15 protein-coding genes and 1 tRNA gene are annotated in these 15,638 nt (G+C 68.1%); 7 read left to right on the top strand and 9 right to left on the bottom strand.

Translation table 11 applies throughout. The annotated features are described in order from the left end of the window. Positions 1-174: 174 nt before the first annotated feature. Complete coding sequence (gene crgA, locus ACFY5B_RS01955) at positions 175-429, bottom strand: cell division protein CrgA (protein ID WP_030846986.1); 255 nt, start codon at positions 427-429, stop codon at positions 175-177. A gap of 139 nt (positions 430-568) precedes the next feature. Between crgA and ACFY5B_RS01950 the strand changes: the two genes are divergently transcribed. Genes ACFY5B_RS01950 through ACFY5B_RS01925 form a run of 6 tightly spaced genes read left to right on the top strand, consistent with a single transcriptional unit; the run spans position 569 to position 4,831 of the window. Continuing rightward, positions 569-1,351: a DUF881 domain-containing protein gene (locus ACFY5B_RS01950; protein ID WP_389963118.1), complete on the top strand. Its 783-nt coding sequence runs from the start codon at positions 569-571 to the stop codon at positions 1,349-1,351. 20 nt (positions 1,352-1,371) lie between these two features. Continuing rightward, positions 1,372-2,049, top strand: coding sequence for a class E sortase (locus tag ACFY5B_RS01945; protein ID WP_389963115.1), 678 nt, complete (start codon positions 1,372-1,374; stop codon positions 2,047-2,049). Between the two features lie 17 nt (positions 2,050-2,066). Next, positions 2,067-2,264, top strand: coding sequence for a hypothetical protein (locus ACFY5B_RS01940; protein ID WP_037668147.1), 198 nt, complete (start codon positions 2,067-2,069; stop codon positions 2,262-2,264). After that, positions 2,261-2,899: an aminodeoxychorismate/anthranilate synthase component II gene (locus tag ACFY5B_RS01935; RefSeq protein ID WP_104779146.1), complete on the top strand. Its 639-nt coding sequence runs from the start codon at positions 2,261-2,263 to the stop codon at positions 2,897-2,899. Before ACFY5B_RS01940 ends, ACFY5B_RS01935 begins: the two co-directional genes overlap by 4 nt. Continuing rightward, the gene (locus tag ACFY5B_RS01930) at positions 2,896-4,068 is read left to right on the top strand and encodes a class E sortase (protein WP_389963112.1); all 1,173 of its coding nucleotides are present in this window, start codon (positions 2,896-2,898) and stop codon (positions 4,066-4,068) included. Before ACFY5B_RS01935 ends, ACFY5B_RS01930 begins: the two co-directional genes overlap by 4 nt. A 13-nt stretch (positions 4,069-4,081) precedes the next feature. Further along, positions 4,082-4,831, top strand: coding sequence for a class E sortase (locus ACFY5B_RS01925; RefSeq protein WP_389963109.1), 750 nt, complete (start codon positions 4,082-4,084; stop codon positions 4,829-4,831). Positions 4,832-4,930: 99 nt separating this feature from the next. Here ACFY5B_RS01925 and ACFY5B_RS01920 read toward each other — a convergent pair whose 3' ends face one another. From ACFY5B_RS01920 to ACFY5B_RS01890, 7 genes are all read right to left on the bottom strand, one after another. After that, positions 4,931-5,962: a restriction endonuclease gene (locus ACFY5B_RS01920; RefSeq protein ID WP_389963106.1), complete on the bottom strand. Its 1,032-nt coding sequence runs from the start codon at positions 5,960-5,962 to the stop codon at positions 4,931-4,933. A 196-nt stretch (positions 5,963-6,158) separates the two neighbouring features. After that, complete coding sequence (gene pknB, locus ACFY5B_RS01915) at positions 6,159-8,195, bottom strand: Stk1 family PASTA domain-containing Ser/Thr kinase (protein ID WP_389963104.1); 2,037 nt, start codon at positions 8,193-8,195, stop codon at positions 6,159-6,161. Positions 8,196-8,364: 169 nt separating this feature from the next. Then, positions 8,365-9,843 (bottom strand): peptidoglycan D,D-transpeptidase FtsI family protein, encoded by a 1,479-nt coding sequence (locus ACFY5B_RS01910; RefSeq protein WP_389963101.1) that lies wholly within the window; start codon positions 9,841-9,843, stop codon positions 8,365-8,367. Continuing rightward, on the bottom strand, positions 9,840-11,288 hold the full coding sequence (locus ACFY5B_RS01905) for an FtsW/RodA/SpoVE family cell cycle protein (protein ID WP_389963098.1): 1,449 nt from the start codon (positions 11,286-11,288) through the stop codon (positions 9,840-9,842). Before ACFY5B_RS01905 ends, ACFY5B_RS01910 begins: the two co-directional genes overlap by 4 nt. A gap of 22 nt (positions 11,289-11,310) precedes the next feature. After that, positions 11,311-12,864 carry a Stp1/IreP family PP2C-type Ser/Thr phosphatase gene (locus ACFY5B_RS01900; RefSeq protein ID WP_389963095.1) on the bottom strand — a complete coding sequence of 518 codons (1,554 nt, stop codon included), beginning with the start codon at positions 12,862-12,864 and terminating at the stop codon, positions 11,311-11,313. A gap of 140 nt (positions 12,865-13,004) precedes the next feature. Further along, positions 13,005-13,520 (bottom strand): FHA domain-containing protein, encoded by a 516-nt coding sequence (locus tag ACFY5B_RS01895; protein ID WP_107456460.1) that lies wholly within the window; start codon positions 13,518-13,520, stop codon positions 13,005-13,007. 10 nt (positions 13,521-13,530) lie between these two features. Next, the gene (locus ACFY5B_RS01890) at positions 13,531-14,400 is read right to left on the bottom strand and encodes an FhaA domain-containing protein (protein ID WP_389963092.1); all 870 of its coding nucleotides are present in this window, start codon (positions 14,398-14,400) and stop codon (positions 13,531-13,533) included. A 471-nt stretch (positions 14,401-14,871) separates the two neighbouring features. Here ACFY5B_RS01890 and ACFY5B_RS01885 point away from each other — a divergent pair. Next, a tRNA-Leu gene (locus ACFY5B_RS01885) sits at positions 14,872-14,955 on the top strand. A gap of 105 nt (positions 14,956-15,060) precedes the next feature. On the opposite strand, the gene ACFY5B_RS01880 is transcribed toward ACFY5B_RS01885, so the two are convergent. Next, positions 15,061-15,594, bottom strand: coding sequence for a winged helix-turn-helix transcriptional regulator (locus ACFY5B_RS01880; RefSeq protein ID WP_389963089.1), 534 nt, complete (start codon positions 15,592-15,594; stop codon positions 15,061-15,063). Between the last annotated feature and the right edge of the window lie 44 nt (positions 15,595-15,638).

Here is a 15,638-nt window from a genome sequence, read left to right as displayed (position 1 = left end):
TCCGCAGGTCAGGCAGGGGGCGAACATGTTTTCGAGTGCCGGTACTTCCGTCATACCGGCGTCAACGCCCAACGGGTTATCCACAGATCGTCTTCATTATCCCCATGTGGAAAACTGCTGTGGATAACTCAGCGAACACCCCTGGGCAGAACTGCGTTCACCGTGCGGTGACCGCTACTTCCACTGGGTCGAGACGCCGAATCCGGCGGCGATGAAGCCGAAGCCCACCACGATGTTCCAGTTGCCCAGCGAGTCGATGGGCAGGGATCCGTCGGTGACGTAGAAGACGACGATCCAGGCCAGGCCGATGAGGAACATGGCCAGCATGACGGGCGCGACCCAGGCACGGTTGCTGAGCTTGATGGCGGTCGTCTGCTTCGCAGGCGGCGGCGTGTAGTCGGCCTTCTTGCGGATACGTGACTTCGGCACGAGGGTCTCTCCTGTCGATGCGCTGCGTGGCCGCGCAGGTAACTGGGTCGGTCTCGGGGCAGCGTGAGGGGACTCCGATTGCTCCCCCGGGCGTCCGTTAGCGTAGTGCTTCCGCCGCGCCGAAGGAGATAAGGGTACGTTGAGCAATTCTGCCGACTCCCCCGGGACGGGATCCACCCCTGAGCGCGCGCGGCGTTTCCGGCCTGTGCGCATCCTCACGGCGGCCGTGTTCGCTCTCGCGGGGCTCATTTTCTTCACCAGCTTCAACACGGCCAAGGGCACCAACATCCGCACGGACACCTCCCTGCTGAAGCTGTCCGACCTCATCCACGAGCGCAGCCGTGAGAACGGTGAGCTGGACGAGACCAACGGCACCCTGCGCCAGGAGATAGAGACCCTCGCCGAGCGCGACGACGGCAGCACCAAGGCGGAGGACGACAAGCTCACCGCGCTGGAGAAGCGCGCGGGCACGCAGAAGCTCACGGGCGAGTCGCTCTCGGTCACCCTCAACGACGCCCCGCCGGACGCCACCGCCAAGCTCCCCGGCTATCCCGAGCCGCAGCCGGATTACCTGGTCATCCACCAGCAGGACCTCCAGGCCGTGGTGAACGCGCTGTGGCAGGGCGGGGCCAAGGGGATCAAGGTCATGGACCAGCGGCTGATCTCCACCAGCGCGGTGCGCTGCGTGGGCAACACCCTGATCCTGCAGGGTCGCGTCTACTCACCGCCGTACAAGATCACGGCGGTCGGGAACCCGGGCAAACTCCAGAAGGCGCTCGCGGCCTCGCCGGCGATCCAGAACTACATGGTCTACGTCAATGTCTACGGGCTCGGATGGAAAGTCGAGGAGAACGGCCCGGTGACTCTGCCCGGCTACTCGGGCACAGTGGATCTGCATTACGCGAAGCCTGTGGAGCAGTAGCCGGACCGGGGGAGCTGCCGGTGCGCGTGATCGTCAGGACCGTCAGCGAACTCTGCATCACCGTCGGCAGCCTGATCGTGCTGTTCGTCGTTTACGTGCTCTTCTGGACCGGCGTGCAGGCCGACGGCGTCATGGACGACCAGATCGACGTGCTCCGGAAGGAGTGGTCGAAACCCCGTCCGCCGGCCGGCGGCTCGCCCGCGGGCCCTGTGAGACCCGCGCCCTACGCCAAGGGCAGGCCTTTCGCGATCATGTACATCCCGCGGCTCGGTTTCACGTGGAACAAGCCCGTGCTCGAGGGCACCGCCGTCGGCACCCTGAAGAAGGGCCTGGGCCACTATGCCGAGACGGCTCAGCTCGGGCAGAAGGGGAACTTCGCGGTCGCCGGCCACCGCCGTACCTACGGCGACCCCTTCAAGGACTTCCCCGAGCTCAGGCGGGGCGATGCGGTGGTGCTGACCGACGGTACGACCTGGTTCACGTATCGGATCGACAAAGGCCCGTACAAAACAGTCCCGTCCGACATCGAGGTGATCGACCCTGTCCCACGTATTTCCGGGTACACGCGTTCGGGCCGGTATCTGACGCTGACCACGTGCGAACCGGAATGGGGGCATAGTCATCGGCTGATCGTCTGGGCGCACCTGGACTCCACTCAGCCCGTGGAGGCCGGGAAACCAGAGGCGCTGCGCCGTTAGTCTGGTGGCTGTACGGCGTGGGTCTGGTGCCGTGGTACGACGGAAGGGACGGCATGTACGGCTGGATCTGGCGGCATCTGCCGGGAAACACGTGGGCGAAGGCAGTGATCTCACTCGTCCTGGTAGTGGCCGTGGTCTACGTCCTCTTCCAGTACGTCTTCCCGTGGGCGGAACCGCTGCTGCCCTTCAACGATGTGACGGTGGACAACCAGTGAGCGCGCGCATTCTCGTCGTCGACAATTACGACAGCTTTGTCTTCAACCTGGTCCAGTACCTGTACCAGCTGGGCGCCGAGTGCGAGGTTCTGCGCAACGACGAGGTGTCGACCGCGCACGCGCAGGACGGTTTCGACGGGGTCCTGCTCTCCCCGGGCCCCGGCACGCCGGAGCAGGCCGGTGTGTGCGTGGACATGGTCCGGCACTGCGCCGACACGGGTGTCCCGGTCTTCGGCGTGTGCCTCGGCATGCAGTCGATGCAGGTGGCGTACGGCGGTGTGGTGGACCGCGCGCCTGAGCTGCTGCACGGCAAGACGTCGTTGGTCGAGCACGGCGGTGGCGGTGTCTTCGCGGGCCTGCCCTCCCCCTTCACGGCGACGCGCTACCACTCGCTGGCCGCCGAGCCGGCCACGGTTCCGGCGGAGCTGGAGGTCACGGCGCGCACGCACGACGGCATCGTGATGGGCCTCAGGCACCGCGAACTTCCGGTCGAGGGAGTGCAGTTCCACCCAGAGTCGGTGCTGACCGAGCATGGGCACCGGATGCTGGCGAACTGGCTGGTCGAGTGCGGCGACCAGGGTGCGGTGGCGAGGTCGGCCGGGCTCGCCCCGGTGGTGGGCAGGGCCACGGCGTGACCGCGCTGCGCCCCGAGCGCGAGTCCGACACCTCGTACGGGCAGCAGTCGTACGGGGTGTCGGGTGCGTTCGAGGACTGGTCGGGCGGGGGGTACGGGGCGTCGTCGCGGCAGGAGCCGTATCCGTCGGGGCCGGGAGCGCGGCCGCCGTCCGGTGTGCGGCATCCGGGGCAGTACGCGTCGTACGAGCCCGTCCCGGACGAGGCGTATCTGCCGCCCGTCGACGAGGAGACGGTGGCGCTGCGGATTCCGGATCCTCCTGCGGAGGACGGCGATCCCACAGTGGGTTCTGCGGCTTCTTCGGGCGCCCGGCAGGACGGATCCGCCCCCGGTGGCCGCGCGGCCCGCAGAAAGGCCGCCAAACGCCGTCACGGGCGCCATGGGGGTGCGGCGGACGCTCCGGCGGCTGCCCACGGGGGCAGCGCATCCGATTCCGGGAACCGGGCACGGGCGCCGCTGTCGCGGGTCGAGGCGCGGCGGCAGGCACGGGCGCGCAAGCCCGGTCCGGCGGTCGTCGCGAGCCGGGCCATTGGCGAGGTGTTCATCACGACCGGCGTGCTGATGCTGCTGTTCGTCACCTATCAGCTGTGGTGGACGAACGTCCGGGCGCATGCGGAGGCCGGCCAGGAGGCCAGCAGTCTCCAGGACGACTGGGCGAGCGGCAAGCGCAACCCGGGGGTCTTCGAGCCGGGGCAGGGTTTCGCCATCCTGCACATTCCGAAGCTGGACGTGGTGGTGCCGATCGCCGAGGGCACCAGCAGCAACGGCGTGCTGGACCGGGGGATGGTCGGCCACTACGCCGAGGGTGCGCTGAAGACGGCGATGCCCGGTGACAAGACGGGGAACTTCGGGCTCGCGGGCCATCGCAACACCCACGGAGAGCCGTTCCGGTACATCAACAAGCTCGCTCCGGGCGATCCGATCGTCGTGGAGACGCAGGACGAGTACTTCGTCTACAAGATGGCGTCGATCCTTCCGGTGACGCCGCCGAGCAACACGAGCGTGCTGAATCCCGTGCCCACGGGGTCCGGATTCACCAAGCCCGGCCGTTACATCACGCTGACCACGTGCACGCCGGAGTTCACCAGCAAGTACCGGATGATCGTCTGGGGCAAGATGGTCGAGGAACGGCCGCGCAGCAAGGGCAAGCCGGATGCGCTCGTCAGTTAAGGGCAGATGACCAGTGGCAGCGACCACCGACACGGACCACGAGAAGCACACCGGCGGGGCGTCCCGGCCGCCTGCGGCACGCCGCAGGCCCGGTCCGATCGCCATGACGGTCAGCTTCTTCGGGGAACTCCTCATCACGGCGGGCCTGGTCCTCGGCCTGTTCGTCGTCTACTCGTTGTGGTGGACGAACGTGGTCGCCGACCGGGCGGCCGGCAAGCAGGCAGACAAGGTCCGTGACGACTGGGCCCACGGCCGGGGCGGTCCCGGTGTGCTGGACACCAAGAACGGCATCGGTTTCCTGCACGTGCCGGCGATGCGGAACGGCGAGGTCCTGGTCGAGAAGGGCACGTCGAGCAAGATTCTCAACGACGGTGTCGCCGGCTACTACACCGACCCGGTCAAGGCGACCCTGCCGATGTCGGGCAAGGACGGCAACTTCTCCCTCGCCGCCCACCGGGACGGCCACGGTGCGAAGTTCCACAACATCGACAAGATCGAGAAGGGCGACCCGATCGTCTTCGAGACGAAGGACAAGTGGTACGTCTACAAGGTCTTCGGCATCCTTCCGGAGACCTCGAAGTTCAACGTCAAGGTCCTTTCCCAGGTCCCGGAGGAGTCCGGCAGGAAGAAGCCGGGCCACTACATCACGCTGACGACCTGCACGCCGGTGTACACGAGCACGTACCGGTACGTGGTGTGGGGGGAGCTGGAGCGGGTGGAGAAGGTGGACGCGGACCGGACACCGCCGAAGGAGCTGGGCTGACTGCGCTCCTGGTAGGAGGCTGGCCGCTAATATGACGGAGGCCCGAAGCCGCAACTTTGTCTTGCGGCTTCGGGCCTTTGTCACGGTCGGGCCGTCACGTCACTCCAGGACGGTCAGGGCCGCCCCGGCGCTCCATTCCTCCACCAGCCCGCGATGTACGGCGGTGATGCCGCTCTCGGCCGCGATGTTGAGGGCGTCGCGGGTGAAGGGGCAGGTCGCCACGAACAGGGCCACCTCGGAGTCGTGCAGGACCTTGGCCGCCCCGAGGAACTTCTGGATTTCGGGGCTGGTGATGGAGAGGTGGGGCGCGAACCTCTTGCACTGGGCGACGATGCGCCGCCCGTCGGCGGTGAGCGCGGTGATGTCGATGCCCCTGTCCCTTCCGCCGCCTTGCACGATGACGTCGGTGCAGCCGTCGCGGCGCAGCAGCTGGGCGATGTGTTCTTCGAACTCGCGCCCGTTCATGGCGTCCATGGCGGCCATGACTCCGGCGAGGGGGCGGTCCTCCCGGGGGGCTTCCAGCCGCTGCAGCCGGTTGTGGTGCTGCCGGAGCCGCTTCTCGATGCGCTGGACGCCTGCCCGGAGGGCGGTGAGCTCCCGTCGGTGCTCGCCCGAGGTTTCGATCAGGGCGTTGAACAAGGGGACGACGGTCCTGCCCAGGATGTGGGTGATGCGCTGGTCGATGTGTGCGTCGAGGGAGGCGGTGTCGGCCGAGGCAGGGTTTTCCACAGGCTGTGTGCGCGCCAGGTACTCCATGTCGAGGAGGTACACACGCACCTGACGTGCGACGTCGCTGTCTCGGAGCAGCATGGCGATGTTGAGGACGGCGCGGCGGGGGAAGAGCGCGAGGGATCGGGTGCGTGACTGGATTCCACTGAGGTTCTTGAAGGACCTCAGTTCTTCGCCGGTCAGCAACCGGTAGCCGCTTGCTTCCAGCTCGGTTCGGTGGTCCTTGACCAATGACTTGATGGCTTCGAGACCGACGTCGAAGTACGACGCCACCATCGCGGTCGTCACATGCATCCCGTCTGGCAGCAGAGACAGTGCTTTCACCCGGTCGAGCACGTCCGTGCGGTCGAGCACGCTGCCGCGCAGGGTCTGTGATTCCAGCAAGGCCGTTTCGTTGATCACGTTCTGTCCTCCGGCTCGTATGGCCGGGGTGCGGTTCCGATGCCCCACCCCACCGGGTGAACGAGTCGGGACATATGAAGACACGATCGACGGACGCACAGTCTTGCGAGGAAGGATGTCCTCGCCCTTGAAAGGCCAGAGCCCCCGGCCTCTGTGAGGCCGGGGGCTCTGGGGAGGGACGGTGTGGTGGGCGGGGTCAGTCGTCTTCGTTGCTGCCGTTGAGGCCGCCGAAGATGCCGCCGTTTCCGCCGCCGCCGCCGTTGTTGTTGCCGCCGTTGTCCTGGCCGAAGCCGACGGTCTGGAGGGTGATCGTCGTCCCTGCCGGGTCGTCGACCTCCTGGTTGGGGCCGGGGTTCTGGCCGGCGACGAGGGCGTTGTCGCTCTGGTCGCTGCCGTTCGCGAACTGGATGTTGGTGAAGCCCTGCTGCGCGAGGGTCTGCTTGGCCTGGCCGACCGTCAGGCCGACGACCTGCGGGACCTTGACCTTCTGCTGCTGCTTCTTCTTGCCGATCTGGATGTTGACCGACGAGTTCGGCTCGACCGACGTGCCGGCCTGGGGCGTGGTCTGGATGACCTTGCCGACCTGGCTGTCGTCGTCGGTCTCCACCTCGGTGCAGTTGCCGACCAGGTTGTTGGCCTGCATCTGCTGCTTGGCGGCGTTGCAGTCCCGGCCGAGCACGTCCGGCACGGTGGACTTCTGCGCCTCCTTGGCGATGGTCAGGGTGATCGTGGTGCCCTTTTCCACCTCTTCGCCCGTGGTGGGGTTCTGCTCCAGGACGGTGCCGGGTTTCTCGGGGGACGTCCGGGTTTCCGTTTCGACCTCGAACTTGTACTTGTCGCTCGCCAGCTTGTCCTTCGCCTCTTCGAGACTGAGGCCGGTGACGCTGGGCACCGTCACCTTGGGTGCCCCCGTCGACACGACCAGGGAGATGGTGTCGCCCTTGTTGACCTTCGTCTCGGCCGCGGGGTCCTGGGAGCAGATGCTGCCCTTGGCCTCGTTGTCGCAGGGCTTGCTGGAGAAGGACAGTTTGAGGTCGGAGTTCTCGGCCAGTTTCTGGGCGCCCTTCTTCGTCTCGCCGACGAAGTTGGGTGCCGCGACCTTGTCGTTGCTCACGCCTTCGCCGCTGACCGCCCACCGGCCGATCAGGATCGCACCGACCAGGACCAGGATGCCCGCCACCACCAGCAGGATCGTGGAGGTGTTGGACTTGCGCTGCTGACCGCGGCGCCGGTCGGGGCGGTCGTCGTAGCCGTAGCCGCCGTCGTCCGGGTTCATGGGGGGCAGCATGGACGTGGCACCCGCGCCGGAGTCCGCGCGCAGGGCCGTCGTCGGCTGGTCGTCGGGGTAGCCGCCGTAGCCGACCGCGCCCATCGCGGCCGTGGCGGCGACGGGCTGGCCGTCGAGGCAGGCCTCGATGTCGGCCCGCATCTCGTCGGCCGACTGGTAGCGGTAGTCCGGGTCCTTGACGAGCGCCTTCAGCACGATCGCGTCCATCTCGGGCGTGATCTCGGGGTCGAAGACGCTCGGGGACTGCGGTTCCTCGCGGACGTGCTGGTAGGCCACGGCCACCGGGGAGTCGCCGACGAAGGGCGGACGGACGGTCAGCAGCTCGTAGAGCAGACAGCCGGTGGAGTACAGGTCGGAGCGGGCGTCGACCTGCTCGCCCTTGGCCTGCTCCGGGGAGAGGTACTGGGCGGTGCCGATGACCGCGGAGGTCTGCGTCATCGTCATGCCGGAGTCGCCCATGGCCCGGGCGATGCCGAAGTCCATCACCTTGACCTGGCCGTTGCGCGTGAGCATGACGTTGGCCGGCTTGATGTCGCGGTGGACGATGCCGGCGCGGTGGGAGTACTCCAGGGCCTGGAGGATGCCGATGGTCATCTCCATGGACCGCTCCGGCAGCAGCTTGCGGCCGGAGTGGAGCAGCTCACGCAGGGTCGAGCCGTCCACGTACTCCATGACGATGTACGGGATCGACACGTTGTCGATGTAGTCCTCGCCCGTGTCGTAGACCGCGACGATCGCGGGATGGTTGAGCGAGGCGGCCGACTGGGCCTCCCGGCGGAACCGGGCCTGGAAGGAAGGGTCACGCGCGAGATCCGCGCGCAGCGTCTTCACCGCCACGGTGCGGCCGAGGCGGGTGTCATGCGCGAGGTAGACCTCCGCCATGCCACCACGCCCGAGCACCTGGCCCAGTTCGTACCGGCCGCCGAGGCGACGCGGCTCTTCCATAGCTACCTACCAGCCCTCTCCGTCGGTCCCGACCGGCACGCTTGTACGGTCGGAGGCTGCCGTCCGGGCCTACCGTACCCGGCTCGCTTTGTGTGATCTGGCCAAGCCCGTCAGCCGATACAGGACCGGTATCGCAACGTGCACCGATGTGAAGCAGGCGTGAGCGGGGTCACTTCTTGCTGTCGATGACCGCCTCCATCACGTTCCTCGCGATCGGGGCCGCGAGGCCGCCACCGGAGATGTCGTCGCGGACGGCGTTGTCGTCCTCGACGACGACCGCCACGGCGACCGGCGAGCTGTCGTCGTCGACCTTGGCGTAGGAGATGAACCACGCGTAGGGGTTCTCGCTGTTGTCGACGCCGTGCTGGGCGGTGCCGGTCTTGCCACCCACCTTGACGCCGTCGATCTTGGCGTTCGCGCCGGTGCCCTTGTCGACGACCGTCTCCATCATGGACTGGAGCTTCTGGGCGTTCTCGGGGGACAGAGGCTGGCTCAGCTCTTCGGGGTCGGTCTTCGCGATCGGGTCGAGGCCGGGCGACTGGAGCTCGTCGACCATGTACGGCTTCATCAGCTTGCCGTCGTTGGCGACGGCGGAGGCGACCATGGCCATCTGCAGCGGAGTCGCGGCGGTGTTGAACTGGCCGATGGAGGACAGCGCGGTCTGAGACGGGTTCATGTTGTCGGAGAAGACCGAGGCGTTGGCGCGGACCGGCGTGAACTGCTCCTCGTCGAAGCCGAACTTCTTGGCCATGTCCAGCATCTTGTCGTTGCCGAGGTCGGAGCCGATCTTGCCGAAGACGGTGTTGCAGGAGTACTGGAGGGCCACCCGCAGCGTCGCGTTCTTGCAGGGGATGTTGCCCTCGTTGGGCAGCTTGGTGGTGGTGCCCTTCATGATCCACGGGTCGGGCGAGTTGGTCTTGCCGTCCGGGTCGGTGTAGATGCCGTCCTCGAGAGCGGCGGCCGCGGTGACGACCTTGAAGGTGGAGCCCGGCGGGTAGGTCTCGCGCAGCGCCCGGTTGAGCATCGGGTTGGCCGGGTTGTTCTCCTTCTGCAGCTTCTTCCAGGCCTTGGTGTCCGTGGTCGTGGAGTTGCCGGCGAAGGACGACGGGTCGTACGACGGGAAGGAGGCCAGCGCCAGGATCTTGCCCGTGGACGGCTCCAGGGCGACGACGGCGCCCTTGCCGCCCTGCTTCTTCAGCCCGTTGTAAGCGGCCTTCTGCGCGGCGGCGTTCAGGGTGGTGACGACGTTGCCGCCCTGCTGCTTCTTGCCCGTGAGCATGTCGAGGGTGTTGCGGAAGAACAGCCGGTCGTCGTTACCGGTGAGGATGCCGTCCTCGAGGTTCTCGAGCTGGCTGGCGCCGAAGGCCTGCGAGGCGTAGCCGGTGACCGGCGCCCACATGGCGCCGTCCTTGTAGGTGCGCTTGAACTTGAAGTCGCTGCCCGACGATTCGGCGGAGCCGGTGATCGGCTCTCCGCCGACGATGATGTTGCCGCGGGGCGAGGCATAGCGCTCGATGGTGACGCGGCGGTTGTTCTTGTTGGTCCGGAGCTCGTCGGCCTGGACGTACTGGATCCAGTTGTCGCGGATCAGCAGTGCCAGAACGAGCAGGCCGCAGAAGATCGCGATCCGGCGCAGGGGCTTGTTCATGACGGGCGGACCACCTGGGTCATCTCGGCGTCGGGGTTGGCGGCGGGAGCGGGGGCCGGGCGGCGGGCCGTGTCGCTGATTCTCAGCAGGATGCCGATGAGGGCCCAGTTGGCGATCACGGAGGAGCCGCCGTAGGCCACGAAGGGCAGCGTCATACCGGTCAGCGGGATGAGGCCCATGACACCGCCGGCGACGACGAAGACCTGGAGGCCGAAGGCGCCGGACAGGCCGATGGCCAGCAGCTTGCCGAACGGGTCGCGGGCCGCGAGCGCGGTGCGCACGCCCCTCTCGATGATCAGGCCGTACAGGAGCAGGATCGCCATGACGCCGGCCAGCCCGAGTTCCTCGCCGAAGGTGGCGAGGATGAAGTCGGAGTTGGCGGCGAAGCCGATGAGGTCGGAGTTGCCCTGTCCGAGGCCGGTGCCGAGGGTGCCGCCGGAGCCGAAGGCCCACAGGGCTTGCATGGCCTGTTCGGAGTGGACGATGCCGTCCTGGACGCCCGCGCGGGAGAGCTCGAACTCATGCATCGGGTCGAGCCAGGCTTGCACACGCGTCTGGATGTGCGGCTCGAAGCTCGCCACGCCGACGGCACCCACCGCGGACATCAGCAGACCGAAGACGATCCAGCTGGTCCGCTCGGTGGCCACGTACAGCATGATGATGAACATCCCGAAGAACAGCAGGGATGTACCGAGGTCGGTCTCGAAGACCAGGATGAGGATCGAGATGACCCAGACGACGAGGATCGGACCCAGGTCGCGGCCGCGCGGCAGGTACAGGCCCATGAAGCGGCGGCTGGCCAGGGCCAGGGCGTCTCTTTTGACCATGAGGTAGCCGGCGAAGAACACCGCGAGGGCGATCTTCGCGAACTCACCGGGCTGGAGCGTGCCGAGGCCGGGAATCTTGATCCAGATCTTGGCGCCGTAGATGTTCGCGCCGAGCCCGGGCACGAGCGGCAGGACCAGCAGCAACAGCGCGCCGGCCATGGAGATGTAGGTGTAGCGCTGCAGGACGCGGTGGTCCTTGAGGAAGACCAGCACGACCGCCAGCAGGGCGACGCCCATCGCGGAGTACAGCAGCTGACGCGGTGCGGCATCGGCGTAGTTGCTGAGCTTCTTCGACTGGTCCAGCCGCCAGATCACCACCAGTCCGAGCCCGTTCAGCAGGGTCGCCAGCGGCAGCATCAAGGGGTCGGCGTACGGCGCGAACTTCCGGACGACGAGATGCCCGACGCCCGCGAGCAGTCCGAGCCCGAGCCCGTAGCTCAGCAGGCCCGGAGGCACCGAGTCGTGGAGGGCCAGGCCGACGTTGGCGTAGGCGAACACCGGGATGACGACGGCGAACACCAGGAGCGCGAGCTCGGTGTTGCGCCGGCTCGGCGCGCCGATGGCGCCGATCGTGGACGTGTGGTGCGTCGGCGAGTGCGACGTATTCGTACCGCTCATCGTGTGACAGGGCCTCTCACGGCTACTGCTTACCGCACAGCGAGACGACCTTCTGCTCTTCCTCCGAGAGGCTGGGGCCGGGGCTGGGGGTGGGTGCGGTCGTGGTCGGGGGCGTGGACTTCTCCGGGGCCGACGGTGAACCCGACGGGCTGGACGGGTTCGGCGTCGGTGTGGCCTTGGACGTGAAGGAGGCGGGAGTGGTTCCCGTGGTGCCCCCGGCCTCGCCTTCGCCGGTCTTGGAGTTGTTCTTGCTCTCGGCTTCGCGCCGCTGCGCTTCCTTCTTGCACGCGGAGGCCTGCACCGACAGTTCCTGGATCTTCGCCTGGGCGTTCTTGAGACCGCCCTCGGGAATGGTCGCCTCGACCTGCTTCTGCTGGTAGGGCGGCAGGTACTTGAGTTCGATCTCGGGGTGGTCCTTCTCGACGTCCGAGAGCGAGATCCAGGCGAGGTCCTGGCTGATGCCCCGGTACAGCGCGACGTGTTCGTCCTCGGTGCCGACGTAGTACTGCGTCTGCGTCCAGCGGTATCCGCCGTAGAGTCCGCCGCCGACGACGGCCAGCGCGAGGGCGCCGTAGAGGGATCTCTTCAGCCAGCGGCCCTTCTTGCGGCGGGGCTTGGTGAAGTCGTCGTCGCCGTAGTCGAATCCGTCCGCGGGGATGTAGCCGGTGGTGTCGCCGGACCCGGGCGGGCCGAACTCGCCGCCTCCGCCGCCGCGGCCGTGGCGGCCGAGCCCGGAGGCGCGGCCGGCGGGGGTCTGCATGATGCCGTTGTCGTGCAGCTGGTGCTGGTTCTCGGCGACGGCGCCGACCACGACGGGGGTGTCGGACAGCTGGCCCGCGAGGGTGTCGCCGGTGTCGAGGTCGAGGACGTCGGCGATGATGACCGTGATGTTGTCCGGGCCGCCGCCGCGCAGCGCCAGCTCGATCAGGTTCTGGACGGTCTCCTGGGGGCCCTGGTAGCTGGCGAGGGTGTCCTCGAGGGTCTGGTGGGAGACCACGCCGGACAGGCCGTCGGAGCAGATCAGGTAGCGGTCGCCGGCGCGGACCTCGCGGATGGACAGGTCCGGCTCGACGTGGTCGCCCGATCCGAGGGCGCGCATCAGCAGCGAGCGCTGCGGGTGCGTGGTCGCTTCTTCCTCGGTGATGCGGCCCTCGTCGACCAGGCGCTGCACCCAGGTGTGGTCCTGGGTGATCTGGGTGAGGACGCCGTCGCGGAGCAGGTAGGCGCGCGAGTCGCCGACGTGGACCAGGCCGAGGCGCTGGCCCGTCCACAGCAGGGCGGTCAGGGTGGTGCCCATGCCCTCCAGCTGGGGGTCGTCCTCGACCATGGAGCGCAGCTGGTCGTTGGCGCGCTGTACGGCCGTGCCGAGCGAGGTGAGGATGTCGGAGCCGGGGACGTCGTCGTCGAGGGCGACGATGGTGGAGATGGCTTCGGAGGAGGCGACCTCACCGGCCGCCGCGCCGCCCATGCCGTCGGCGATGGCGAGCAGGCGCGGGCCGGCGTATCCGGAGTCCTCGTTGCCCTCCCGGATCATGCCCTTGTGCGATCCGGCCGCGAAGCGCAGTGACAGACTCATGCGCACCTCGCCTGTCGGCTCCGGGTACAGCCGGTCGTGTCGAGCCACACTGCCCACCCTCCGGTCGGGAGCGCGCGGGGGGCCGGGGTGGGGCCCGCCACTGCGTGCTCGCTCCGCTCGCGCCTATCCATGATGTAGCACTACTTCCGCAGCTCGATGACGGTCTTGCCGATGCGGATCGGCGCGCCCAGCGCAATCGGTGTGGGAGTCGTCAGCCGGGACCGGTCCAGGTACGTGCCGTTGGTGGAGCCGAGGTCCTCGACGATCCACTGGCCGTCGCGGTCCGGATAGATCCTGGCATGGCGGCTGGAGGCGTAGTCGTCGTCCAGCACGATCGTCGAGTCGTGCGCGCGGCCCAGGGTGATGGTCTGGCCCTGGAGCGCGACCGTGGTGCCGGTGAGGGTGCCCTCGGTCACGACCAGCTTGGTGGGGGCGTTGCGGCCCCGGCGGCCGCCGGCGGGCTGCTGGCGCTGCGGCGGCGGTGCCTGGCGGGCGGCGGCCTGTTGCTGCTGGCGGCCCGCCTCGCGGCGCGAGCCGCGCTGGGTGACACGCGTACCGAAAAGGTCGCTGCGGATGACCTGCACGGCCACGATCACGAACAGCCACAGTACGGCCAGGAAACCCAGCCGCATGACCGTGAGGGTCAGCTCTGACATTGCCCCCGCTTCACCCTTCGGCTTGCCGGTAAATGATGGTGGTGCTGCCCACGACGATCCGCGAGCCGTCGCGGAGCGTAGCGCGGGTGGTGTGCTGCCCGTCCACCACGATGCCGTTGGTGGATCCGAGATCCTGGATCGTCGAGGGCGTTCCGGTCCGGATCTCGCAGTGCCGGCGGGAGACGCCGGGGTCGTCGATCCGCACGTCGGCGTCGGTGCTGCGGCCCAGCACGAGTGTTGCGCGGGAGATCTGGTGGCGGGTGCCGTTGATCTCGATCCAGTGGCGGGTGCGTCCGCCGGCGGCCGGGGCGGCCGGGGACCGCTGACCGCTCGCGGCGGGCGGGTAGCCGTAACCGCCGGGGCGGCCGCCGGGCGGCGGCGCGGCCGGCATGGGCGGGGCGCCGGAGGGTGCGGCGGCGGGCGGGTAGCCGTAACCGCCGGGGCGTGCGCCCTGCGGGGCGGCGGGCGCGGCGGCGCCGCCTGCCGGGCCGCCCTGCTGGCTGCTGGAGGAGGCGAGCGTACGGCTGCGCACCCGGTACAGGCCGGTGTCGAGGTCGTCCGCCTTCTCCAGGTGCACCTTGATCGGGCCCATGAAGGTGTAGCGCTGCTGCTTGGCGTAGTCGCGCACCATGCCGGCGAGCTCGTCGCCGAGCTGGCCGGAGTAGGGGCTGAGCCGCTCGAAGTCGGGCGTGCTCAGTTCGACGATGAAGTCGTTGGGTACGACCGTCCGGTCGCGGTTCCAGATCGTGGCGTTGTTGTCGCACTCGCGCTGGAGCGCTCCGGCGATCTCCACGGGCTGGACCTCGGACTTGAACACCTTGGCGAAGGTGCCGTTGACCAGACCTTCGAGACGCTGCTCGAACTTCTTCAGGACTCCCATGAGGCACCTCCTCCGTAGCTGCCGTCCTGTGTACTGCCCTGCTTGCCGCTTGGCTGGTACTGCTTACTGATCGTATCCACGCGCCGCTCGATCGGCTGGTTCCCCCTGTCAGCACCGCCGACGGGTGTCGACGCATGACGAAGTTCCCTGTGGAGCTCCTCTTCGAACTCCTCCGGTGGTACTGCTGCGCGTATCCGCCTCCGGTATGCCTGACAAGGATCGTAGAGGCGGCTGAAGACCAGTGTCCCGCACCTGACTGTGGACCCCGACCCCTCCTGCGGAGACGGCGGGTACCGGTACGAGGTTGATACGTGAACCGGTACGCGTTGATACGTGGCAGGGACATCGAAGGTTCGGCAGGGGGTCTGCCTGCGGGGATAAGGGATGTGAACCCACCCCTTCCAGCGTGCTAATGTTCTGGGTGTCGGAAGGCGCCGGCCCCAAGGGGCAGACGCCCAGGACACACCCAATGCGCGGGTGGCGGAATAGGCAGACGCGCTGGATTCAGGTTCCAGTGCCCGCAAGGGCGTGGGGGTTCAACTCCCCCCTCGCGCACCGTCAAGAACGGGCGGCATCGATCAGATGCCGCCCGTTCTTCGTGTATGCGGATGTGACGGTTGTCTCGGGGCCGGTCCGGGTTCCGGCTGTGTGAGGAAGCTCTCAGGCCTGGTCGGCCCGGCCGTCTCCCAGTGTCCGCCCCGGGGCGAAGCGTTCCCGCACGGCCGGGTCGTCGAGGAGGCGGGGCGGGTAGCCGGGGCCGGTGCGGGCGGTCATGTCCCGCTGCCGCAGGGGCTCGCCGCAGGCGGAGCAGACGACCCGGGCCTCGGTGTCGTGGGCGCAGGGCCGGTGGTGCAGGACCACCGGGGCCCCCTCGTCGCCGGCCAGCCAGCGGTCGCCCCAGGCGTTGATCGCGGCGAGGACTCCGAAGAAGTCGCGGCCCTTGTCCGTAGGCAGGTACTCGTGGCGCACCGGGTCCCGCTGGTAGACGTGCCGCCGCAGCAGGCCCTCGGCCTCCAGGCGCCGCAGCCGGTCGGTGAGGGTGTTGCGGGCGATGCCCAGGGTGCCGATGAAGCCGTCGAAGCGGGATTCGCCGTAGAAGACCTCGCGCAGCACCAGGAGGGTCCAGCCGTCGCCCAGGATGTCCGCGGTGCGGGCGATCGAGCAGGGCCAGGTGCTGAACGAGGTCCGTCTCATGAGTTCACTGTAGAAGGCCGTCCCCTTTTTGGTCTCATGATGAG

Origin of the sequence: Streptomyces sp. NPDC013187 (assembly GCF_042899705.1) — a bacterium.
Taxonomy (GTDB): domain Bacteria; phylum Actinomycetota; class Actinomycetes; order Streptomycetales; family Streptomycetaceae; genus Streptomyces; species Streptomyces hawaiiensis_A.
This window is presented reverse-complemented; position numbering and strand designations above follow the sequence as displayed.